23 protein-coding genes are annotated in these 20,267 nt (G+C 53.2%); 14 read left to right on the top strand and 9 right to left on the bottom strand.

The window, feature by feature from the left end; translation table 11 throughout:
- Positions 1–7: 7 nt before the first annotated feature.
- The gene (locus ACZRKO_RS00265; protein ID WP_463735288.1) at positions 8–400 is read left to right on the top strand and encodes a VOC family protein; all 393 of its coding nucleotides are present in this window, start codon (positions 8–10) and stop codon (positions 398–400) included.
- Positions 401–405: 5 nt separating this feature from the next.
- Here ACZRKO_RS00265 and ACZRKO_RS00260 read toward each other — a convergent pair whose 3' ends face one another.
- Positions 406–1,188 (bottom strand): DeoR/GlpR family DNA-binding transcription regulator, encoded by a 783-nt coding sequence (locus tag ACZRKO_RS00260; RefSeq protein WP_463735287.1) that lies wholly within the window; start codon positions 1,186–1,188, stop codon positions 406–408.
- Positions 1,189–1,487: 299 nt separating this feature from the next.
- Between ACZRKO_RS00260 and gatZ the strand changes: the two genes are divergently transcribed.
- The 7 genes from gatZ to ACZRKO_RS00225 all read left to right on the top strand — a co-directional run bounded on the left by gatZ (position 1,488) and on the right by ACZRKO_RS00225 (position 7,727).
- A complete protein-coding gene (gatZ, locus tag ACZRKO_RS00255) occupies positions 1,488–2,783 on the top strand; it encodes a tagatose-bisphosphate aldolase subunit GatZ (RefSeq protein WP_463735286.1) in 1,296 nt (431 codons plus the stop codon).
- Positions 2,776–3,300, top strand: coding sequence for a PTS galactitol transporter subunit IIA (gatA, locus tag ACZRKO_RS00250; RefSeq protein ID WP_463735285.1), 525 nt, complete (start codon positions 2,776–2,778; stop codon positions 3,298–3,300). Before gatZ ends, gatA begins: the two co-directional genes overlap by 8 nt.
- Positions 3,297–3,581: a PTS galactitol transporter subunit IIB gene (gatB, locus tag ACZRKO_RS00245; protein WP_463735284.1), complete on the top strand. Its 285-nt coding sequence runs from the start codon at positions 3,297–3,299 to the stop codon at positions 3,579–3,581. Before gatA ends, gatB begins: the two co-directional genes overlap by 4 nt.
- A gap of 4 nt (positions 3,582–3,585) precedes the next feature.
- Positions 3,586–4,983 (top strand): galactitol-specific PTS transporter subunit IIC, encoded by a 1,398-nt coding sequence (locus ACZRKO_RS00240; RefSeq protein WP_463735283.1) that lies wholly within the window; start codon positions 3,586–3,588, stop codon positions 4,981–4,983.
- A gap of 40 nt (positions 4,984–5,023) precedes the next feature.
- Positions 5,024–6,073 (top strand): galactitol-1-phosphate 5-dehydrogenase, encoded by a 1,050-nt coding sequence (gene gatD, locus ACZRKO_RS00235; RefSeq protein ID WP_463735282.1) that lies wholly within the window; start codon positions 5,024–5,026, stop codon positions 6,071–6,073.
- A gap of 4 nt (positions 6,074–6,077) precedes the next feature.
- Entirely contained in the window at positions 6,078–6,932 is an 855-nt protein-coding gene (locus tag ACZRKO_RS00230) for a tagatose bisphosphate family class II aldolase (RefSeq protein WP_463735281.1), read from the top strand.
- A 90-nt stretch (positions 6,933–7,022) separates the two neighbouring features.
- Complete coding sequence (locus ACZRKO_RS00225; RefSeq protein WP_463735280.1) at positions 7,023–7,727, top strand: GNAT family N-acetyltransferase; 705 nt, start codon at positions 7,023–7,025, stop codon at positions 7,725–7,727.
- Positions 7,728–7,741: 14 nt separating this feature from the next.
- On the opposite strand, the gene ACZRKO_RS00220 is transcribed toward ACZRKO_RS00225, so the two are convergent.
- Together ACZRKO_RS00220 and ada are read right to left on the bottom strand one after the other, a co-directional pair.
- Positions 7,742–8,296 (bottom strand): N-acetyltransferase family protein, encoded by a 555-nt coding sequence (locus ACZRKO_RS00220; protein ID WP_463735279.1) that lies wholly within the window; start codon positions 8,294–8,296, stop codon positions 7,742–7,744.
- Positions 8,297–8,393: 97 nt separating this feature from the next.
- Positions 8,394–9,509, bottom strand: a complete 1,116-nt coding sequence (gene ada, locus ACZRKO_RS00215; RefSeq protein ID WP_463735278.1) for a bifunctional DNA-binding transcriptional regulator/O6-methylguanine-DNA methyltransferase Ada — start codon at positions 9,507–9,509, stop codon at positions 8,394–8,396.
- Between the two features lie 213 nt (positions 9,510–9,722).
- On the opposite strand from ada, the gene ACZRKO_RS00210 reads away from it, so the two are divergent.
- Positions 9,723–10,199 carry a GNAT family N-acetyltransferase gene (locus tag ACZRKO_RS00210; protein WP_463735277.1) on the top strand — a complete coding sequence of 159 codons (477 nt, stop codon included), beginning with the start codon at positions 9,723–9,725 and terminating at the stop codon, positions 10,197–10,199.
- Here ACZRKO_RS00210 and ACZRKO_RS00205 read toward each other — a convergent pair.
- Positions 10,183–10,971: a transporter substrate-binding domain-containing protein gene (locus ACZRKO_RS00205; RefSeq protein WP_463735276.1), complete on the bottom strand. Its 789-nt coding sequence runs from the start codon at positions 10,969–10,971 to the stop codon at positions 10,183–10,185. The two genes, ACZRKO_RS00210 and ACZRKO_RS00205, sit on opposite strands and share 17 nt — an antisense overlap.
- 22 nt (positions 10,972–10,993) lie before the next feature.
- Entirely contained in the window at positions 10,994–12,181 is a 1,188-nt protein-coding gene (locus tag ACZRKO_RS00200; RefSeq protein WP_463735275.1) for a M20 family metallopeptidase, read from the bottom strand.
- 198 nt (positions 12,182–12,379) lie between these two features.
- On the opposite strand from ACZRKO_RS00200, the gene ACZRKO_RS00195 reads away from it, so the two are divergent.
- Entirely contained in the window at positions 12,380–13,249 is an 870-nt protein-coding gene (locus tag ACZRKO_RS00195) for a LysR family transcriptional regulator (protein ID WP_463735274.1), read from the top strand.
- A gap of 3 nt (positions 13,250–13,252) precedes the next feature.
- On the opposite strand, the gene ACZRKO_RS00190 is transcribed toward ACZRKO_RS00195, so the two are convergent.
- A complete protein-coding gene (locus tag ACZRKO_RS00190) occupies positions 13,253–14,134 on the bottom strand; it encodes a PhzF family phenazine biosynthesis protein (RefSeq protein ID WP_463735273.1) in 882 nt (293 codons plus the stop codon).
- 78 nt (positions 14,135–14,212) lie between these two features.
- Between ACZRKO_RS00190 and ACZRKO_RS00185 the strand changes: the two genes are divergently transcribed.
- A complete protein-coding gene (locus ACZRKO_RS00185) occupies positions 14,213–15,493 on the top strand; it encodes a lysine N(6)-hydroxylase/L-ornithine N(5)-oxygenase family protein (RefSeq protein WP_463735272.1) in 1,281 nt (426 codons plus the stop codon).
- Here ACZRKO_RS00185 and ACZRKO_RS00180 read toward each other — a convergent pair.
- Positions 15,490–16,023 carry a class IV adenylate cyclase gene (locus ACZRKO_RS00180; protein WP_463735271.1) on the bottom strand — a complete coding sequence of 178 codons (534 nt, stop codon included), beginning with the start codon at positions 16,021–16,023 and terminating at the stop codon, positions 15,490–15,492. The two genes, ACZRKO_RS00185 and ACZRKO_RS00180, sit on opposite strands and share 4 nt — an antisense overlap.
- A 164-nt stretch (positions 16,024–16,187) precedes the next feature.
- On the opposite strand from ACZRKO_RS00180, the gene pfkB reads away from it, so the two are divergent.
- Both pfkB and ACZRKO_RS00170 read left to right on the top strand, forming a co-directional pair.
- Positions 16,188–17,150: a 6-phosphofructokinase II gene (gene pfkB, locus ACZRKO_RS00175; protein WP_463735270.1), complete on the top strand. Its 963-nt coding sequence runs from the start codon at positions 16,188–16,190 to the stop codon at positions 17,148–17,150.
- Positions 17,151–17,313: 163 nt separating this feature from the next.
- On the top strand, positions 17,314–17,754 hold the full coding sequence (locus tag ACZRKO_RS00170; RefSeq protein WP_463735269.1) for a DUF1198 domain-containing protein: 441 nt from the start codon (positions 17,314–17,316) through the stop codon (positions 17,752–17,754).
- A 125-nt stretch (positions 17,755–17,879) separates the two neighbouring features.
- On the opposite strand, the gene ACZRKO_RS00165 is transcribed toward ACZRKO_RS00170, so the two are convergent.
- Positions 17,880–18,215, bottom strand: coding sequence for a DUF2002 family protein (locus ACZRKO_RS00165; protein ID WP_463735268.1), 336 nt, complete (start codon positions 18,213–18,215; stop codon positions 17,880–17,882).
- A gap of 163 nt (positions 18,216–18,378) precedes the next feature.
- On the bottom strand, positions 18,379–19,578 hold the full coding sequence (locus tag ACZRKO_RS00160; protein WP_463735267.1) for an MFS transporter: 1,200 nt from the start codon (positions 19,576–19,578) through the stop codon (positions 18,379–18,381).
- 297 nt (positions 19,579–19,875) lie between these two features.
- Between ACZRKO_RS00160 and ACZRKO_RS00155 the strand changes: the two genes are divergently transcribed.
- Positions 19,876–20,184 carry an ElaB/YgaM/YqjD family protein gene (locus ACZRKO_RS00155; RefSeq protein WP_463735266.1) on the top strand — a complete coding sequence of 103 codons (309 nt, stop codon included), beginning with the start codon at positions 19,876–19,878 and terminating at the stop codon, positions 20,182–20,184.
- Positions 20,185–20,267 lie beyond the last annotated feature (83 nt).

The following is a 20,267-nucleotide window of genomic DNA, read 5'->3' as shown; positions in this document are numbered from 1 at the left end:
AGCCAGAATGTTTTCCCACCTTTGTATTGGCGTAAACGATTTTGACCGGTCATTTGTTTTTTATTCGGCGATATCACGAGTTCTGGGTCTGGAACTCAAATTCTGCGACAACGAACGCTCATGGGCAAGCTGGCAAACCCCTGAGGTTCCACGTCCCCTGCTGATTATCGGCAAACCGCTGGACGGTAAACCCGCCACTACCGGAAACGGTCAGATGGTCGCGTGGCTTGCCAATAGCCGGGTACAAGTCGAACGCGTTTACCACACAGCATTGGAATATGGTGCTCACTGCGAAGGGCCACCAGGGTTGCGTCCGTATTATCACGAACACTATTTTGGTGCCTACTTCCGCGATCCTGATGGCAATAAACTTTGCGTTTGTTGCCATCATTCAGAATAGGCCCGTTAAACCACCACCACATTGGCTTTGGTTTGTGCCAAAGCCTCTGAGGCTTCTTCGCTGATCCCGCTATCGGTGATAATCGTGTCAATTTTCTCCATCGGTAACACCAAATTAAAGCCCCGACGGCCAAACTTACTGGAATCCGTCACCACGACCACTTGCCGGGCAGCTTCCGCCATCTTTGCACTGATCGAATACCCTTCATTAAATGTCGTAATACCGCTGCTGGCATCAAGCCCGTCTGCGCCTACAAACATCAGGTTCGCCACAATGCCTTGCAACGCAAATTCTGTAATGTTCCCGTGAAGTGAACGGGTCTTATGCCGTAACGTCCCCCCGCACACTACCAGCGTAATATCCGGATTCTCAGACAACACAAATGCGGCAGGTAGATTATTCGTGATCACGGTGATACTGGCCGTTTTCACCAGCTCCTCAGCGATAAGCATCGTCGTACTGCCACTGTCGAGAATGATCGTATCACCCGGTTTGACCATAGCGGCAGCAGCCAGCGCGATGCGTTTTTTAGGATCTTCGGCCTGCCGATAGCGCTCTTCTAACACCAACTCTCCGGCCGCATTGGCGCTGTTCACCTCAGTGACAGGAGCCGCCTTTCCCGCGCCTCCGTGAAAACGTGTCATCAACCCTTTCTGTTCCAGCAAACGTAAATCTGCACGTATCGTCACCTCAGACACTCCGAAAGAATTCGAAATATCGGAAACTAAAACACTGCCATTTTCATTCACCAGATCAATGATCTTATGGCGTCTCTCGTATGAATTCATCGGTTCATGCCTGTTACTCAACATAAGATCAGTTTAAACAAAAGAATTCGAAAATGGGAGAAAAAAAACAACTCTGTGAAATGTGCCACAACACCCCGCTCTCACGGCCTCTCCTCGTTGTCGTATCGGCCATCTTCTAAATAAACAGGATGGATTTTGTTCGAGATGCCGCGAAAAACCAAAGAAACGCAATGTCGAAAGGCAACGAAATACTTCGATCTCTATCACGAAACATATACAACAGCATTGTACGGATATCGAAATAATATGATTATTTTCGAAAATAAACGGAGATTGATATGAAAGACATTCTAAAAAAGCACAAAGGCGGGGAATTGGTTGGTATCTGTTCTGTCTGCTCTGCACATCCTCTTGTGATTGAGGCAGCATTACGTCTCGATCTGCATACCGATCGCCAGGTTCTTATTGAAGCAACTTCCAATCAGGTGAATCAGTTTGGCGGGTATACCGGCATGCAGCCGATTGATTTTCGAGATTTTGTACTCAATATCGCGGAGCGCGTGGGTTTTCCACAACAGCGTTTGATCCTAGGGGGCGATCATCTCGGTCCAAACTGCTGGCAGGGAGAAAATGCCGAAGACGCCATGACCAAAGCGGAAGTCCTCATCGCCCGTTATGTCGAAGCCGGATTCAGTAAAATTCATTTAGATGCCTCTATGTCTTGTGCAGACGATCCGGTTCCTCTGGACCCTTTCGTTGTCGCCACCCGTGCAGCCCGCCTTTGTAAGGTAGCCGAGCGCGTAGCAACGCCACTGCAGAAACAAAAACTGACCTACGTGATAGGAACTGAAGTACCAGTGCCAGGGGGAGAATCTGCGGCGATTGAGCAGGTTCATATTACCCTTGCCAAAGATGCACAAGCCACCATTGAACTGCATCACCAGGCATTTTCTGAAGCCGGCCTGACTGACGCCATTGAGCGTATTATTGCCGTCGTCGTGCAGCCAGGCGTGGAGTTCGACCACAGCAGTGTTATCCATTATCAGCCACAACATGCCAGGGAACTCTCTGCGTATATCGCCTCAACGCCTCTGGTCTATGAAGCCCACTCTACGGATTATCAAACACGCGATTCATATCGCCGTTTAGTGGAAGATCATTATGCCATCCTGAAAGTTGGCCCGGCCCTGACGTTTGCACTGCGTGAAGCCATTTTTGCATTGGCCAACATTGAACAGACCATTGTAGCGCCGGGCGAACAGAGCCAGGTTTTAGCGGTGATTGACCGCGTAATGCTCGACGAACCCGATTACTGGAAAAAATATTATCACCCGACCTTCAGCCGCTCATTGATCGATCTGCACTTCAGCCTTTCTGACCGCATTCGTTATTACTGGCCACATCCCCGCATCAGCCAGGCGGTCAACACTATGCTGAGTAATTTGCAGCAGTCAGAAATACCCCTCGGCCTGCTCAGCCAATATATGCCGGTTCAGTTCGGCCGCGTCATGTCTGGGAAGCTCAATACTGTCGCGCATGAGCTCATTATCGACAAAATACAGGATGTCCTTCGCGACTATCGCTATGGCTGTACCGTGGCACCGTTAAAAACCGAGGTTAGCACCCATGCATAACTGTGAAGTTTTTGTCAAAACAGGGATTGCATTTAGCGATGCGCAAGAAGCCCTGAAACATATCGGGAAAGAGATGCTGCGCGCAGGCGTCGTTGAGGTGAGCTATCCCCAAGCATTAATCCGGCGGGAGGCCGAATTCCCAACCGGCATCATGCTGGAAAGCCATGCAGTTGCGATCCCCCATTGCGAAGCCGTGCATGCGCTTAAGCCGGCGATTTACCTCATCCGTCCTGACAATGCAGTGCTCTTTTCTCAGGCCGATGGAGACGAACCTATTCAAGCATTGCTGATTATCGCGCTGATCGTCACACACCCGTCAGAACAACTCATCCTGCTGCGAAATCTGTTCGGGCAGCTACAGGATCCCTGTTTTATCGAACAACTGCTGGAGGCGCCAGAACACCAACTGGCGAACATTTTTAAACAGCAGGTTTTTCCCACGTTAAGTAATGAGCCCGACCCAACAACCCCAAAAACAACAATATCTAAAACAGAACACCAAGGAGCTTTATCGTGAAGAGAAAAATTATTGTCGCCTGCGGCGGTGCCGTTGCGACTTCCACGCTCGCCGCTGAAGAGATCAAAGAACTGTGTGCAGAGCATGAGATCACGCTTGATCTCATCCAGTGCCGGGTCACCGAAATTGAGACCTACATGGAGGGTGCGGATCTCATCTGCACCACCGCGCGTGTAGACCGTCAGTTTGGTGATATTCCGGTTGTTCACGGCATGCCCTTTGTCTCCGGTGTTGGTATTGATGTGCTGAGACAAAAAATACTGACGCTGTTACAGGAGTAATCCCATGTTTACAGACATCATGCGTTACATCCTCGATCTCGGGCCCACGGTGATGCTGCCACTGGTGATCATCATTTTCTCCATGATATTAGGAATGAAAATCGGTGACTCCTTTAAATCTGGCCTGCATATCGGTATTGGTTTCGTTGGCATAGGGCTGGTCATCGGCCTGATGCTGGACTCTATAGGCCCGGCCGCTAAATCGATGGCCGAGCATTTTCAAATCAATCTTCAGGTTGTCGATATTGGCTGGCCCGGTTCATCACCGATGACCTGGGCATCGCAAATCGCGCTGGTCGCCATCCCTATTGCCATTGGTGTCAATATTCTGATGCTGGTGACACGCATGACCCGCGTGGTGAATGTCGATATCTGGAACATCTGGCACATGACGTTCACCGGCGCCATGCTGCATCTGGCAACCGGTTCCTACTGGCTCGGCATTATGGGCGTGGTGGTACATGCCGCCTTTGTTTACAAACTGGGCGACTGGTTCGCTAAAGACACCCGTGACTTTTTCAACCTCGAAGGGATTGCTATCCCGCATGGTTCTTCGGCCTATCTCGGCCCGATAGCTGTGCTTGTGGATGCCATCATTGAAAAAATTCCGGGCCTGCGAAACATCCATTTCAGCGCAGACGATGTGCAAAAGCGCTTTGGCCCCTTTGGTGAACCGGTCACCGTCGGCTTTGTTATGGGTCTGTTGATTGGTTATCTCGCGGGTTATGACGTCAAGGGCATCATGCAACTGGCTGTTAAAACCGCCGCTGTGATGTTGCTGATGCCTCGCGTCATCAAACCCATCATGGACGGGCTGACACCTATTGCACGTCATGCCCGTAGCCGTTTACAGGCAAAGTTTGGTGGACAGGAGTTCCTGATTGGTCTGGATCCCGCGTTGTTGTTGGGTCATACCGCCGTGGTCTCCGCCAGCCTGATTTTCATTCCTCTCACTATCCTGATTGCCGTTATTGTTCCGGGAAATCAGGTGCTCCCATTTGGTGACCTGGCAACCATCGGCTTCTTTGTAGCAATTGCCGTCGCGGTCCATCAGGGCAATTTATTCCGCACCCTGATTTCTGGCGTGATCATCATGGGAATCACCCTGTGGATAGCCACGCAGACCATCGGTTTACACACCCAACTGGCGGCAAATGCAGGCGCACTGAAAGCCGGTGGACAGGTAGCGTCGATGGATCAGGGTGGCTCTCCGATCACCTATCTGCTGATTCAGCTTTGTACCTGGCAAAACATCGCAGGCCTGACCGGTATTGGTGTGGTTTATGCCCTTGGCGTATTCCTGACATGGCGCCGTGCGCGGGGGTTCCTGCGCGCAGAACGCCTGACGGCAACGGTTACCGCAACCACTACCGCTTCACTAAATAAATCTAACGCACTTTAACTAACCTGTGGGGGCGAAAGCCCCCTGTATGGAGTTTTCAATGAAATCAGTTGTAGTTCACGCTGGCGGAAAGGTGGTTGTCGAAGAAAAACCCACCCCGCAGATTCAGCACCCTGACGATGTACTGGTCAAGATTGCCTATTCCGGGCTCTGCGGCTCGGATATCCCACGCATTTTTGCTGAAGGTGCACATTATTACCCGATAACATTAGGTCACGAATTCAGTGGTGAAGTGGTCAGTTACGGAGAAAAAGTGGAGGATTTAGAAGTGGGAGATGCCGTTGCCTGCGTACCGCTGCAACCTTGCTTTAGTTGTCCGGAATGTCAGCGCAACGCTTTCTCGCAGTGCAAACACTATCAGTTTATTGGTTCAAGAAGTGATGGCGGCCACGCCGGGTATCTGGCAGTACGCCGGAGTAGCCTCTTTAAATTGCCGAAGGGATCGTCTCTTTTACAAGGGGCATTCCTGGAACCTATCACCGTCAGTCTCCACGCATTAAAACTGGCCGGGGGCTGTGAAGGAAAGGAAGTGATTGTCATCGGCGCAGGCACCATCGGCCAGTTAGCGATTCAGTGCGCTAAAGCCTTGGGCGCTAAAGCGGTGACGGCTATCGATATCAATCCGCAGCGCCTGCAACTGGCACAAGAGATCGGCGCATCTTTTGTGTATGACAGCGCCACCATGAGTGCCGCAGAGATAGCCACGGATTTGCACCCGCGGCGTTTCGACCAGTTAATCCTTGAAACTGCTGGTACCCCACAAACGGTTGCTCTGGCATTGGAGATCGCGGGGCCACATGCTCAGGTCGCGCTGGTCGGCACACTGCACAAAGACCTCCTGCTCCCGTCTGCAACTTTCAGCCATATATTGCGTAAAGAGCTGACGATTCTCGGTAGCTGGATGAACTACTCCGCTCCCTGGCCGGGCAGTGAATGGCAACAGGCTGCCACCCTGTTCGATCAAAAAAAGCTCCAGCTGGAACCGCTGATCGCCACCACTGGCGATGCACAGACCTTCGCAGACAGTGTCAATGCGCTCGGTGGTCAGCCAATGAAAGGCAAAATCTTGCTCGACATGACGGAGGATTAACGCCATGTATCTGATATCAAACAGAGAAATGCTTCGCAAAGCACAGCGTGAAGGCTATGCCGTACCGGCATTCAACGTGCACAACCTTGAAACCGTGCAAGTCGTGGCAGAGACCGCCGCCAGAATGGGCTCTCCCGTGATTATGGCCGGAACGCCGGGAACCTTCAGCTATGCAGGTGTCGATTTTCTGGTGTCCATTTGCCATCAGGCTGCACAACTTTACCGCACCCCTATCGCTCTGCATCTTGATCACCATGAAGAGCTGGACGATATTGAAAGCAAGGTCCGCGCCGGGATCCGCTCAGTGATGATTGATGCTTCGCATTATGACTTTGAACAAAACATCGAGAAAGTTAGCCAAACCGTCCGGCTCTGCCACGGATTTGATGCCAGCGTCGAAGCCGAGCTTGGCCGTCTCGGTGGTCAGGAAGATGATCTGAATGTCGCTGCCGCAGACAGTTTCTTTACTGACCCTCTGGCAGCAAAAGAGTTTGTCGCCCGCACGGGGATAGATTCTCTGGCCGTGGCAATTGGCTCTGCGCATGGCTTGTACCAAGGAGAACCTCATCTCGACTTTGTGCGGCTGGAGAAAATCCGCCAGCATGTGGATATTCCTCTTGTTCTTCATGGCGCATCAGGGATCCCGGAAGGAATGGTCAGAGAAGCCATTGCTCTGGGTGTCTGCAAAGTGAATATCGCCACTGAACTGAAGATTGCTTTTGCTGACGCTGTAAAACTCTATTTCGGCGAACATCCCGCAGCCAACGATCCGCGCAAGTATATCGTGCCGGGCAAAGCGGCTATGCAAGGGGTGGTTGAAGAGAAAATCCGTATCTGCGGCAGTGCCGGAAAACTTTAGCCAAACAAGTGTCATGCTTCGGGTTGCAGCGTTGTCAGGCTTCTGATTTTATAGAGTCTGTTCACGGGTAAAATAGAAACGGAATCAGACATGACAACGCTCAACCACTTTGGTCAACCTCTCGGTGATGCCCTGCCAGACTGGCAAGCACGAGAAGTTCCGCAATCGGTGCAACTTGATGGTCGCTTCTGCCGGCTGGAACCACTGGATCCTTCTCTTCACAGCGAGGCGCTGTTCTCTGCCTGGCACAGTATTGATGACGATCGTGACTGGACCTATTTCGCCAGCGATCGCCCCGCGACGCAAGCAGAGTGTGATTCACTGCTAACCCGTAATGCGGCAAGTCGGGATCCGCTATTTTTTGCCGTGGTCGATAACACAACCCAGCGCGCAATCGGCAGCGTAGCGCTGATGCGCATTGATCCGGTAAACGGTGTGGCAGAAATTGGTTGGGTAAATTGGTCACCGCTGATGAAGCGTTCAAGCCACGGTACCGAAGCCATTTCCCTGTTGCTGAAATACCTCTTCGATGAGCTGAAATATCGCCGCTGCGAATGGAAATGCCACAGTCTGAATGCAGCGTCCAATGCAGCCGCGCAAAGATTTGGCTTCCAGTTCGAAGGAATTTTCCGTCAGGCAATCGTCAACAAAGGCCGCAACCGTGATACCTGCTGGTACTCCATGCTGGATAATGAATGGCCCACACGTAAACCTGCTTTTGAACAGTGGCTAAGTGCAGCGAATTTTGATGCTGAAGGCCAGCAGAAACAGCGTCTGGAAGCCTTCAGAAAGTAGAAGAGAGGAAAAACTTAACGCCGTTGCGGCTTGAGGGATGACGACAGAAGCTGGTCGATATCATCCCACGCATAAATAATATTCGGGGAAAGCCAGAGAGGTCCGGAGTCGGTATAGCGACCGGCCTCTTTGCCACCCAGCGCGGTATAGAAACTGATAGCCGGAGCATTGCCTTCGACCACGCCCAGACCCGCGCCGGTGAAACCGCTGTTTTTCAGCCGCTGCGCAACCTCAGTTAACAGACAGCGCCCGATCCCCTGACGTGCAAACTGGCTATAGACATACAGCATTTTTATTTCAGCCAGCGCACCGAACTCTGGGTTTGAGGAAGCAGACGCCAAGACGAACCCGGCCAGTTCACCGTTAATTTCAGCCAGTAATACGAACTGATTTTCTGCCGGATTGGCGAATTTATCCTGCCAGAATGCCAGTCTGCGGGGCTCATTCAGTGCCGCAAACGCGTCGGCGGGAGCCAGTTCACGATAGGTTTCGCGCCAGACAGCAACGTGTAAACGGGCCAGTTCAGCAGCGTCAGAGGCTTTCGCATCTCTGAGAGTCAGCGTAGTCACAGAAAATATCCTTAAATTTAACGGATTAGCTTTCACTTTTGGAAAGTCATTCGCCAGTATAGCGTCTGATCTGTGCTTTCCCGATAGCGCAGAGAGGTTATTTACCTCCCGCTTTTTTCTCTTGTGTGAGCAAAGCCTGTTTGCGCTCGACGCCCCAACGGTAACCGGAAATCTGCCCGTCGTTTTTGACTACCCGATGACAGGGAATAGCCACCGCCAGCAGGTTGGCAGCGCAGGCACCCGCAACGGCACGAACTGATTTTGGCACTCCCATTTTCTGAGCAATTTGCGAATAACTGGCGGTCTCGCCCAATGGGATTTCACGTAATGCCTGCCAGACACGCTGCTGAAAAGCGGTACCTCGAATATCCAGAGGAAGTGACAGGCCGGTCTGCGGCGCATCGACAAACCCGAGAATGCTTGCCATCCGCTGCTCAAAATCAGGATCCGCTCCCCGCAAAACGGCATGAGGGAAATGGTCCTGCAACTGATGAACCAACAGTTCGGGGCCATCGCCCAGCAAGATGGCGCAAATCCCTCTTGCACTTTCGGCCACGAGAATATCGCCAAGCGAACATTTTCCGACCGCAAACCAGACTTCAATCCCGCGCCCACCGGCCCTGAATACTGTCGGTGTCATACCCAAAGTCAGGCCGGCACTCTCGTAAAACCGGCTATCGGAAGCGTATCCGGACTGATAAATAGCCTCGGTCACCGGCAGATCTTCTCGCAGGGTTTCACGCACGCGCCTGCTGCGCAGCGCCAGCGCATACTCTTTCGGTGTTACGCCGGTATGAGCTTTAAACAGTCGGTGAAAATGATAGGAGCTGATGCCGACAGCCGTGGCGAGTGCGTTCAATGTCAGAGGATTCTCTGCCTGTTCAATCAGGCGACAGGCGTGTTCAATTTGCCGGGTATGATGCTGCGCGAGAGAAATCAGCCCCTGACGGCAGCGCTTACAAGGACGAAAACCCGCCTGCTCGGCTTCTTGTGCACCGGCAAAGAAAACCACATTGTTAGGATTAGGCTGACGGGAAGCACAGGAAGGCGCGCAGTAGATTCCCGTGGTTTTCACGGCATAGACAAACTGTCCGTCAGCAGCAGCGTCGCAATCCACCACCGCTAGCCAACGCGGGTCATCCTGCGTCAGGGGGGTAGCGCTTTTCACGAGCAAGATTTTCGCTGACTTCGCTGACATCGTTTTCGTAGACATGGCAGAACCTCGTTGATCTCGGGTGGGCTGAATAACAGGCTAACCCGCCTGCGGCTGCAAAACCCTCCGGCGCTTGCTTTCTCATTGTGCATCAGCACGGAACCCGCGTCATTAGCTGGCCGGGGTTTCACGCGTTCAACAACGGCCCGTTCCTTGCCTATGAGAATCTTTATTATTATAGATCATGCCTGTTTAACTCTGGAGTGTACTGATATGGCGCTGAGCATTTTCCCCATTACGCTCAATGATCCGCGTATGGCAACGCTGATCGCCGAGCTCGATAAATACCAGTCCGTTCTCTATCCGGATGGCAGTAACTACGCGATGCCACTGGATCGGATGGCAAATGCGGAGAACTATCCTTTTCTGGCGGAAAACGAGGGTCAGCCGGTGGGCTGCGCTTGTCTGTATCTGGGGGACAACGGGATTGCGGAAATTAAGCGGGTTTACGTAGCACCTGCCGGCCGCGGCAAAGGTGTAGCCTCCAGACTGATTCAGGCTCTGGAGGCCCACGTGCAGACTTTAAGTATTACGGCACTGTTTCTTGAAACCGGTATTTATCAGCCCGAAGCGATAGGTTTATATCAGAAACTGGGTTACGGCATGACCGGGCCCTTCGGCGATTACACCTTCGACCCGCTCAGTGTTTATATGGTGAAAACTTTCCACGCCACTATTGCGAACGTTTGACCGCCATCTCCAGCGAGCCAAAATAGTGGGTTTTGATTTTTTCCCACGTACCGTCGGCAATGATTTTTGCCAGACCGTCATTGAGCAGTTTTTTGGTTTTGTCGTCACCCTTACGCATCCCGTAAGCCGAGCCGATACTGAACAACTTATCGTCACGCACTTCCGGACCGGTCAGAGCGAAATCTTTGCCTTCCGGTTTATTGAGGAAGCCAAAGGTCACAGCCACGCCAGGGCTGAGGGATGCATCGAGACGCCCGGCGATCAAATCCTGATAAATCGTATCCTGATCGGCGTAGGCAACCACATCAACCCCCTTCGGCAGCCAGAACGCATTGGCATACATTTCCTGAATAGAGCCTTGCTGTACGGCAACACGCTTACCCTTCAGAGATTCGGCGGTAGGCTGCAACGGACTGCCTTTGGGGGCGACTAACTTAGTCGGAATGTGGAAGACAAAATCGCTGAAGTCGATCACCTTACGGCGCTTTTCAGTCGCACCCTGCGGTGAAATAAAATCGACTTTCTTCGCCATCAGCGACGGAATTTCAGCATCGAAACTGCCGACCACATATTCACATTTTACGTTCATCTCTTTACAGATAGCGTTAGTGATATCAATTTCGAAGCCGGTCGGCGTCCCGCTGGCATCACGGAACTGGAAAGGTGGAAAACCCAGATCCGCGCCGACGCGCAGGGTTTCGCCTTCGGCGTGTGCCATTGTGCTGCTCATCATCAGGCCGAAAACGGCCAAGGCCAGTGTTCTTTTGATCATTATTGTTCTCTTATACCCAGGGTTATTTTTGTGACTGCCAGTGTAAAAACTCTTCCCGTACCGCGCGCAGCATCTCAGGGTTCTGACACAAATCCACGGCGGTCATTGCCAGCGCTTTGGCTGCCTGCAGCATGGTGCTCAGCCCGGCCTCAGACCCGGCAGCTTCGGCAAATTCGGGGGTATGCGGCAGGACATCGCCAATACGTAAATAAGGATGGATCGCCGCCGTAATCTGGCTGACGTTACCAATATCGGACGAGCCAATACCGCCGCTGAGCGGTGGCGGAACCACCTCCTCGCCGAGGATCGCCAGATTTTGCTGGAAGTATCCGGCCAGCGTCAGGTTGTTATTACGCTCGGCGTAGGTTAGCCCTTCCTCAATTTCCAGCCGCGCCCCGCTCATATCTGCCGAACCTTGCGCGGCGGCGAAGACTTTCTGTTTCACTGTCGCCAGTCCGCCGACGGTGTTGGCGCGCATCAGGAATTTGGCTTCGGCATAGGCAGGTACGATATTGGTGGCGCTGCCGCCGTGGGTAATAATGCCGTGGACACGAACGTCGTCGGTGAACAACTGGCGCAGGGCATTAATACCGACAAAAGTGTGGATCACCGCGTCGAGCGCGCTGATGCCGTTTTGCGGTGCGGAGGCCGCATGAGCGGCTTTGCCGAAGAATTTAAACGTCGCATCGACGCAGGCCAGACCGCCGCGGGTGACCATGGTTTTATCCCGCGGGTGGAACATCATCACAGCATCAACGTGGTCAAAAAAGCCTTTATCCGCCAGAATGATTTTCCCGCCGCCCTCTTCTTCCGCCGGTGTTCCCACCACTTCCAGCTTGCCGGTCAGGGCTGGAAAACCCGCTTTCAGCGCCAGCGCAGCCGCCACTGAAGCGGTGCCGATCAGGTTATGCCCGCAAGCATGCCCCAGACCTTCAAGCGCATCATATTCAGCCAGCAGCGCGATGGTCGGGCCAGGTTTACCGCTGTCAAAGGTGGCGCGAAACGCCGTCGTCAGTCCGCCAAGGGGCTCTTCAATCTCAAAACCCGCGGCCCGCAACGGGGCTATCAGCGCCGCCGCCGACTGCACTTCCTGAAAACTTAACTCCGGGTTGGCGTGAATCGTCAATGCCAGCGCGGTGAGTTCAGCCGCGTGCCGATCAACGCTGTCGATCACCTGCTGCTTATGATCCGTCATGGTGCAATAAGACATGTTTATTTCCCTGCTCTGGTGCAAAACCAAAAAATATTTTCGCCGGACGGGCTAAGCACGATGCGATCGTGCATATGAATGCCTTAGAAATAGGGCTTTTACAGAGAAGGGTCAAATTCAGCCTTTTTATCTGTTGCGCTCTCTGCGCAAAAATTATTTTATGGCTACAGTTTTTAATACCCAAAATAAAGAGGCGGTATGAACGAGAAAGACTGGCTGATCCTGCGCGCCGTCTGGCAGCACAAAAATATTACCCGCGCAGCCGAGCAGCTCTATACCTCACAACCGGCGCTGAGTTATCGCCTGCGCCAGATCGAACGTAAGCTGGCGATCAGGCTGTTTGTAGAGGGGCAAAAAGGTCTGGTTTTCAGCGCGCAGGGAGAATATCTCGCCCAACATGCGCTGGCCGTCTTGCGGGATTTACAGCAGTTGAAAATTACCCTGCACAGTATGGATCAGGGCCAGCAGGGGGAAATTTCCCTGGGCGTGTCGAGCAACTACGCGGCGTATCGTCTGCCTGCATTGTTAAGCCAGTTTCGCCAGTCGCATCCGGGGATTCGCGTGAATCTGATGAGTGGTTTCAGCGAGGAAATATTCCAGAAGTTGCTGCGTAACGAAATCGATATGGCGCTGGTAAAGGACGATTTTAACTGGAAGGAAGGTAAGCATCTGGTTGAAGAGGATGACTATTTTTTAGTGAACCGTCAGGATTTTGATTTCGCCCTGCTGCCGCAGATGCCACAAATAAAGATTCATCACGGCGCGCACGTCACGCAGTTAATCGAACGCTGGTGGAATGCCAATTTCTCTCACGCCCCCAATATTGCCATGGAAGTGGACAAGCTCGAAGTCTGCCTGGCAATGGTGGAACATGGGCTGGGTTACGCTATTGTCGCCACCTATTTACCACTGGCTGAACATCTTTACCGCCGCCCTATCAGCGTCGACGGGCGGACGGTAAAAAACTGCACCTGGCTGCTGTACCGCCACACGCTGAATGACTCGCCGATGATGCAGGCATTTATTCATCTGATGCGGACGGCGCAGCACGGCGAGATCAGAGGCTGAGCGTCAAAGCGCCAGCGTCCCGTCGATTAACGTGCAGGTATGTCCGCCAATCCACGGCTCGCCGCCAACGTATTCCACCGCCACGCACCCTTCGCGCTGGCGCAGCGTACCCTGACGCACCTGATAACTTTCTGCGCTATTTTCACCGTCAGGAAAACCCTGCGCTTTCAGCACCCGCGCCAGACAGGCGTTGGCGCTGCCGGTGACCGGATCTTCCGTCAGTATGCCTTGCTCCACCAGCAGTGCCCGCACTTCGTAATCCGCCGGGCCGCCTGCGGCGTACGCGCCAAATACGGCCACGCCGTCAACACCGCATTCCTGCTGTAATTGCTCAATCGCCTGCATATTGCCGACAATATCCAGACAAGCCTGCGCACTTTCCATACGCACCACCAGCCAGCGGATACCCATATTTACCGCCAGTGGCGTCACATCTGACTGAATTTGACCGCCCGCCAGTGCAGCGGTGAGCAACGGGCGATGTGCGTCGTCAAGCGGAGTGATTTCCGCCGCAGGTGCACAAAATGCCAGCCCGCCGTCATCGAGCATTTTGACCGGCACCAGCCCCACACCACACTCCTGAATCACAAACCCCGGCCGCTTTGGCTGTAAGCCCGCTTCCAGCAAGGCGTGCGCAGTGCCGAGCGTTGGGTGTCCGGCAAAGGGAAATTCGGTATCCGGCGTAAAGATACGCACGCGGTAGTCCGCCGTGGGGTCCGTTGGCTTGAGAACAAAGGTGGTTTCAGAAAGATTGGTCCAGCGGGCCATAGCCTGCATCTGTGTGTCACTGAGATCGTCGGCATCGAAAATCACGGCCAGCGGATTACCTTTCAGGGGAACAGACGTGAAAACATCCACTTGTTTGAAACGGCGCGTTTGCGTCATGAAGAGTCCTTTTTAAAATCCGCTTTCAGAGCGTTGTTCTATGATTAAGAAATCATAAAGGGAAAAGGAATTTAAATCATGTCGGCAGTAGATTTGATTGGTGTGGGGATTGGTCCTTTTAACCTGAGCCTGGCGGCACTGGCAAAAGATACCGGTAAAATTGAGAGTGCTTTTTTCGATGCAAACAAAGAGTTCAGCTGGCACCCCGGCATGTTGCTGCCCACCGCCACCATGCAGACCTATGTCTTACAGGATCTGGTGACCACGGTTGCGCCGCGCAGCGAGTTTTCGTTTATCAATTATCTGGTCGAACAGAAGAAGATCTACCGCTTTCTGGCCACGGAGCAGCTGATCATCAGCCGTGATGAGTTCTCCGATTATTTGCGCTGGGCCTGCGCCCGTATTGACCGCCTGCACTTCTCGCAGCCCATCGATGCAATAAATTTTGATGACGCGAAACAGGAATTCATTGTCCATACCCAAAAAGGCGAACACCGGGCGCGCAATATTTGCCTTGGCACCGGTCATGCGCCCTGGGTGCCTAAATCGGCCCGTCCGGCGATTGGGACAAATTGTTTTCACGCCTCGGAAATGGAGCTTCGTGAACCCGACTTTACCGGTAAACGGGTGATGGTGGTCGGCGGTGGGCAGAGCGGCGCTGACATTGTTCTTAACGCGCTGGACAATCACTGGGGAGATTTCGCAGAGCTGAGCTGGCTGTCACGCCGGCCTAACTTCCAGCCGCTGGATGAATCCATCTTTACGAATGAGTATTTCACGCCGGAGTACGTCAACTATTTCTATACCCTGCCGGAAGAGATCCGTGAGCAGGAGATAAAAACCCAGAAGCTGCCGTCGGATGGCATCAGCTATCACACGCTGGAGGCCATTTATAAGCAGCTTTACCATCGTTTTGACGTGCTGCACCAACCGCGAAACGTGCGTTTATTGCCGCACCGGGCGCTGGACAACATCGCTGTGGAGGCTGACGGCAGCTACCGTCTACAGGCCCTGCACGGGCTGGAGAATGGCGAAGAGCACTTCAGGGCAGATATTGTCATTCTGGCGACGGGTTACCGGCCGGGCCTGCCGGATTATCTGGAGCCGCTGCTGGAGCGCATCCCTTACGATCGCGAACAGCATCTGCCGCTGCGGCCCAATTTTAATCTCGAGTGGGAAGGCCCGGCGAATAACCGTATTTACGCAGTTAATGCTGGCATCCACAGCCATGGAAGCGCCGAAGGCCAACTGACGCTCACCGCGTGGCGGTCAGCAAAAATCCTCAACCATTTGCTTGGCGAAGCGCATTATGACCTCACTCCCGGCCCGTCGCTGATACAGTGGTGGAGCGGCGATTAGTCTTCCTGCGAGCCTTTACCTTTGGCGTTGAGTAAATCCACATAGGCCTGATCGATTAATTCCTGACGGTCTATGTGCAGTTTTTCCAGCAACGCTTCGGCGATGGCAATACCCTCTTCATGGCTTTGGTGATCGGCCAGCACCACTTCAAATTCCAGGTAATCACCGAGTCCCTTCACGCGGTCCAGATGCAGGCGGGTCTGCCCGACCATAAACAGCGTACGCTGTTTAATCACGCGCCCGGCGGCACCATAGGCCAGCGTCAGGGTATTACGTAACCCCTCTGGATCGGCTGTTTCGGTCAGCACATAGAAACTGGGTTTAGGACCGGCTTGATCCGGACGCTGATAAAAAATCAATTCACCGCGATCGACCGCCAGCGTACGCAATTTGAGACGACCATGCGGGCAGATAAAGAACGTATCATCTTGGTCGATAAGATCCGGCAACCCTTCAGCCATCAGACCAATTTTTTCGTACATCGCTGAAAAATCATCAATTTTGGCTTTAATCTCAATATTTCTGGCCATGCTATTTCCTTTTATACAGCACGTGGATACTGCGTTTAACCCTATCACCATGGGGCCAGAGTGGCATCTGTTGATTTGATCTGGGACGCTAAAATGGCGATCAAATACCCCGTTTATTTTGTCAGGTGCTAGGTTGGAGATCGGATTTATTCTTTGAGGGAAAAATGATGATTCAGAAAGCTGAACCCCGCATTGTCACGCTGACGCTGGCTCCTTCGCTCGACAGCGCAACCATCACGCCAAAAATTTATCCTGAAGGAAAATTACGCTGCAGCGCACCGGTATTTGAACCGGGCGGTGGCGGGATCAACGTGGCGCGCGCCATTGTGCATCTTGGCGGTAAAGCGACGGCGTTGTTCCCGGTGGGCGGACCGACCGGCGCACATCTGGCGCAGCTGCTGGAGCAGGAAGGCATCACCACCGAGACGCTGGAAACTCATGACTGGACCCGGCAGAACCTGCACGTTCACACCGAAAATACCGGGGAGCAGTACCGCTTTGTGATGCCCGGCGCGAAGCTTACGGATGAAGAGTTCGCCGCCCTGAGCGCCAAAGTGACGCAGCTTCCTGCCGGTTCCCTTCTGGTGGTCAGCGGCAGTTTACCGTCAGGCACAGACGTCGCCGCGCTGACCGGCCTGCTACGTAAAGCCAAACAGGCGGGGCTGCACTGCATCCTCGACAGTTCCGGCGATGCGCTGGCTGCTGGTTTAAAACTGGGCGGACTGGCGCTGGTGAAACCCAATCAAAATGAGCTGGCGCAACTGGTGGGGTATCCGCTGGAAAAACCGGATGACGTGCTTAATGCCGCAAGGCAGATCATCCGTGAGGGCGGCGCTAAACGTGTGGTGGTATCCCTTGGACCGCAGGGCGCGCTGGCGGTGGATGCAGAACGCTGGTTCCAGGTCATTCCGCCGCCGGTGAAGAAAATGAGCACCGTGGGCGCAGGCGACAGCATGGTCGGCGCGATGACACTCAAACTGGCCGCCGGTGCAGACCTGCTGGATATCGTGCGTTATGGCGTGGCAGCAGGCAGCGCGGCGACGCTCAATATCGGCACCCGTTTGTGTTCGCATACCGACACGCACGGCATTTATGATTACCTTTGCCAGCAAACACCGGCGCATTAGTTTTATGCCGGAGATCCACTTCGCCCCCCCGCGATGGCGTCGGGGCGCAAATTCTTCGTCTTTCTCCTTAGGCTTTTCAGGTGATAACCAGATAAACTCGCCGCATCGGGTGCCCTGCGCACCTTTCCGTCACGCCAGATTAGGCCGGAGGCCAACGTCCAGAATGATATGGATTATGCTTGCAGCAATTGTTGTGGTTTTCATCGTTGGGTATTGGTTCATGACCGCAGACACCCGCAAGGCCAATGATTCCCTTGCCAGTCTGCTGAAAATTAAGCCGGTGTATATTGATTCCATGCTGCTGGAAATGGGTAAACGCCAGAGCCAGATGTTTATCCGATCGATCAGCGGAGGCTATGCTGAGGAGATCCGCAAAGCCGCTTATATCGTATTTATCTATTACACATTCATTAAAGATCCGTCTGACGAAAACGTCGTCAAATGGCGTGAGATTTTGATCCGCGCACATCTTTCGCCGCAGCTCTCCAGCGAACATGCCGAACTGGCGCTGTTCTATTTTGCCGAACTGGATTTGGAACCTTTCGAGCTGGCGCAGTTTCGCCGCCATTACAATGAAACCTATAACCAGATCCATTTGGTTTGAGTTTGCCTGAAAGTGATCACATCAGAGTGAACATGCACAGCAAACAGATATTTTGTTGCCACTGAAGTAGTCAACGCAGGAAGTACAAAGAAGAACAGCGCTGGGATTTCAGCGCTGTTGGCATATTACCGGAAGACGTTTTCGAGATAGCTCGCCAGGATCTGACGTGAGCTGAAACCATGACAGATGCCGTAATAGGCTTCGTTGTCGCTGGCGACATCCAGAGGAAAACGGGTGTAAACTTGGCTGCTTCGAAAGGAAGCGGTTGGATCGGCAAAACGCTCACTGCGCTCTTTCAGCGCCGGGTGAATAACCAGGGCAGTCCGACCAAACCGCGCTTCCCGGTTCACATAAACGTAATGCTCGCCCCGGCAGTAGCCGTAAGCTTTATCATCAACAAAATCGCGCTCAAATCCTGAAGTCTCTAATACACGCGCTACTTCATCTGGCCGTAAATACATGGTTGCTCCTCGCTTCTTTAACCGCAAGGGACCATAACGTATTCATACTTGTGAATAACCTCTTTATCCTGCCATTTGGCACATTTAGGAATTATCTAAGCCAGATAACATAAATGCTCAGACGTTATACGCTATATGCCTTCAGATTGGCGCAGAGCCAGATTCACACTTCAGGTTCACCCATACGTTGTTGAATTTTATACAGGCGCAGCGTCAGTAACCACGCCAGCACCACCATAATAGCGGCGGCCAGATAAATCGAAGGCGTTCCCGCATGGGCAATCAGCAATCCCGCCACCGGGCCGGTCAGTCCTAAACCCAGATCGAGAAACGCCGAATACATTCCCAGCGCTGTTCCCTGATTCTGCGGAGGCACTTGCTTCACCGCTTCCACACCCAGCGCAGGGAAAATCAGCGAGAAACCGCAGCCGGTCAGGAATGCCCCAAGCTGGACAATAAGAGGATCACTGCCTTGCCAGATCATCAGTAAGCCAATCGCTTCGAAAACAAAGGAGAACAGCGATACGCGCAGGCCGCCGAAGCGGTTAATGGTGTTGGCAAACACCAGACGAGCACCGACAAAGCCTAGGCTGAAGAGTGTCAGCGTGAAGGCCGCCCCGCTCCAGTTTTTATCCGCGTAGTAGAGCGTGATAAAGGTCGCGATCACCCCAAAACCTATGGTGCCGAATCCCAGCCCAAGGCCGTGCAGCCAGATACGCCCGACCACCGCTTTAAAGGCGATACGTTTACCTGTGCTGACTGAAATGGCCGATTTTTGCGTGGCAAGCCAGACAGCAATGGCGACGCAAACCACAACCAACACTGCCACGCCCATCAGCCCGAAGTGAGCATTCAGCAGCACGCCCAGCGGCGCTCCGACCGCCATCGCGCCGTAAGTTGCCACACCGTTCCATGAGATCACCCGCGCGGTGTGCAGCGCGCCGACCGCGCCAATGCCCCACAGCGTGGTGCCGGTACTGGCAAAACTTTCGCCCACGCCGAGGAACCCTCGCCCGACACACAGCAACAATAAACTGACCAGCGGATGCCCGGCAAAGACAAACGCCAGTGCATAAAACAGGCCGCTGACGCCGCAACAACTCAGGCCAAAGATCACCACTTTTTTCGGGCCAAGCTGATCGGCATAACGTCCTGCATGGGGACGGCTGGCGAGCGTGGCGAAATATTGCACGCTGATAATCAGCCCCGCCAGCACCGAGTTATAGCCGAGTGTGTTATGCACAAACCCTGGCAATACCGCCAACGGCAGGCCGATCGTCAGGTAACAGACGAAGGTAAACGTCATAAATGACAGGATGCGTTTATTTAATTGCAGATTGGAGCGCAGCGTACTTAACGACATGGACGGACCCGGGCGGAGATCACAGTTTGAGGAAATAACAGCATAGACAGGTTTACCTGTCGAGGGAACGTAAAATCCCGGAAAAAGGTTATTGCCTGTAAACTTGTTCAGACTTACAGAAAAATCTGATCTGCGTCACGCTAAGCCGCGCCGTGCCTGCGTTGGTTTGACAGTCACAATGACTATTAACGCCGAAAATGGCGGGAGTTTTGACTGAGGATCTTCACCTCATAATATTTTGGGCTATGCTTAAAGCACAGTTCAAACAAAAAGCACAGTTCAAACAAGGAGAGGCACATGTTTAAGAAATCAGAAAAAGTCGAACGCGACATTGATCAGGACGTAACTCTGCTGGCCGATACCCTCGATGAGGTACTTCAGTCATCGGGTGCCAAAACGAAAGATGAGCTGGAAAAAATTCGTGGTAAAGCGGAAGGCGTATTACGCGATGCCCGCGCCCGTTTTAGCGGCAACAGTAGCCTGAAACAACATGCCCGCGATGCTGCCGATCAGGCCACAAGCTACGTGAAAGATAATCCGTGGCACGGTGTGGGTGTCGGTGCCGCCGTCGGTATCGTCCTCGGCGTCTTGCTGGGACGTCGCTAACGCGGTCTGGCAAACAAGGTGCTATTTCCTGTGTCGGGTACCAGCACCTAAGCGATTTTAGCGGATGTTTTTTTCCCTCATTA

This window comes from Ewingella sp. C233 (assembly GCF_055407225.1).
The sequence above is the reverse complement of the archived record's forward strand: the minus strand, read 5'-3'. Positions and strand labels throughout refer to the sequence as shown.

Excerpts from the sequence above, each read along its gene's own strand:
- ACZRKO_RS00265 (WP_463735288.1), top strand. The coding sequence starts at position 8 with ATGTTTTCCCACCTTTGTATTGGCGTAAACGATTTTGACCGGTCATTT.
- ACZRKO_RS00260 (WP_463735287.1), bottom strand. The coding sequence starts at position 1,188 with ATGAATTCATACGAGAGACGCCATAAGATCATTGATCTGGTGAATGAA.
- gatZ (WP_463735286.1), top strand. The coding sequence starts at position 1,488 with ATGAAAGACATTCTAAAAAAGCACAAAGGCGGGGAATTGGTTGGTATC.
- gatA (WP_463735285.1), top strand. The coding sequence starts at position 2,776 with ATGCATAACTGTGAAGTTTTTGTCAAAACAGGGATTGCATTTAGCGAT.
- ACZRKO_RS00240 (WP_463735283.1), top strand. The coding sequence starts at position 3,586 with ATGTTTACAGACATCATGCGTTACATCCTCGATCTCGGGCCCACGGTG.
- gatD (WP_463735282.1), top strand. The coding sequence starts at position 5,024 with ATGAAATCAGTTGTAGTTCACGCTGGCGGAAAGGTGGTTGTCGAAGAA.
- ACZRKO_RS00230 (WP_463735281.1), top strand. The coding sequence starts at position 6,078 with ATGTATCTGATATCAAACAGAGAAATGCTTCGCAAAGCACAGCGTGAA.
- ACZRKO_RS00225 (WP_463735280.1), top strand. The coding sequence starts at position 7,023 with ATGACAACGCTCAACCACTTTGGTCAACCTCTCGGTGATGCCCTGCCA.
- ada (WP_463735278.1), bottom strand. The coding sequence starts at position 9,509 with ATGTCTACGAAAACGATGTCAGCGAAGTCAGCGAAAATCTTGCTCGTG.
- ACZRKO_RS00210 (WP_463735277.1), top strand. The coding sequence starts at position 9,723 with ATGGCGCTGAGCATTTTCCCCATTACGCTCAATGATCCGCGTATGGCA.
- ACZRKO_RS00205 (WP_463735276.1), bottom strand. The coding sequence starts at position 10,971 with ATGATCAAAAGAACACTGGCCTTGGCCGTTTTCGGCCTGATGATGAGC.
- ACZRKO_RS00200 (WP_463735275.1), bottom strand. The coding sequence starts at position 12,181 with ATGTCTTATTGCACCATGACGGATCATAAGCAGCAGGTGATCGACAGC.
- ACZRKO_RS00195 (WP_463735274.1), top strand. The coding sequence starts at position 12,380 with ATGAACGAGAAAGACTGGCTGATCCTGCGCGCCGTCTGGCAGCACAAA.
- ACZRKO_RS00190 (WP_463735273.1), bottom strand. The coding sequence starts at position 14,134 with ATGACGCAAACGCGCCGTTTCAAACAAGTGGATGTTTTCACGTCTGTT.
- ACZRKO_RS00185 (WP_463735272.1), top strand. The coding sequence starts at position 14,213 with ATGTCGGCAGTAGATTTGATTGGTGTGGGGATTGGTCCTTTTAACCTG.
- ACZRKO_RS00180 (WP_463735271.1), bottom strand. The coding sequence starts at position 16,023 with ATGGCCAGAAATATTGAGATTAAAGCCAAAATTGATGATTTTTCAGCG.
- pfkB (WP_463735270.1), top strand. The coding sequence starts at position 16,188 with ATGATGATTCAGAAAGCTGAACCCCGCATTGTCACGCTGACGCTGGCT.
- ACZRKO_RS00170 (WP_463735269.1), top strand. The coding sequence starts at position 17,314 with ATGATATGGATTATGCTTGCAGCAATTGTTGTGGTTTTCATCGTTGGG.
- ACZRKO_RS00165 (WP_463735268.1), bottom strand. The coding sequence starts at position 18,215 with ATGTATTTACGGCCAGATGAAGTAGCGCGTGTATTAGAGACTTCAGGA.
- ACZRKO_RS00160 (WP_463735267.1), bottom strand. The coding sequence starts at position 19,578 with ATGTCGTTAAGTACGCTGCGCTCCAATCTGCAATTAAATAAACGCATC.
- ACZRKO_RS00155 (WP_463735266.1), top strand. The coding sequence starts at position 19,876 with ATGTTTAAGAAATCAGAAAAAGTCGAACGCGACATTGATCAGGACGTA.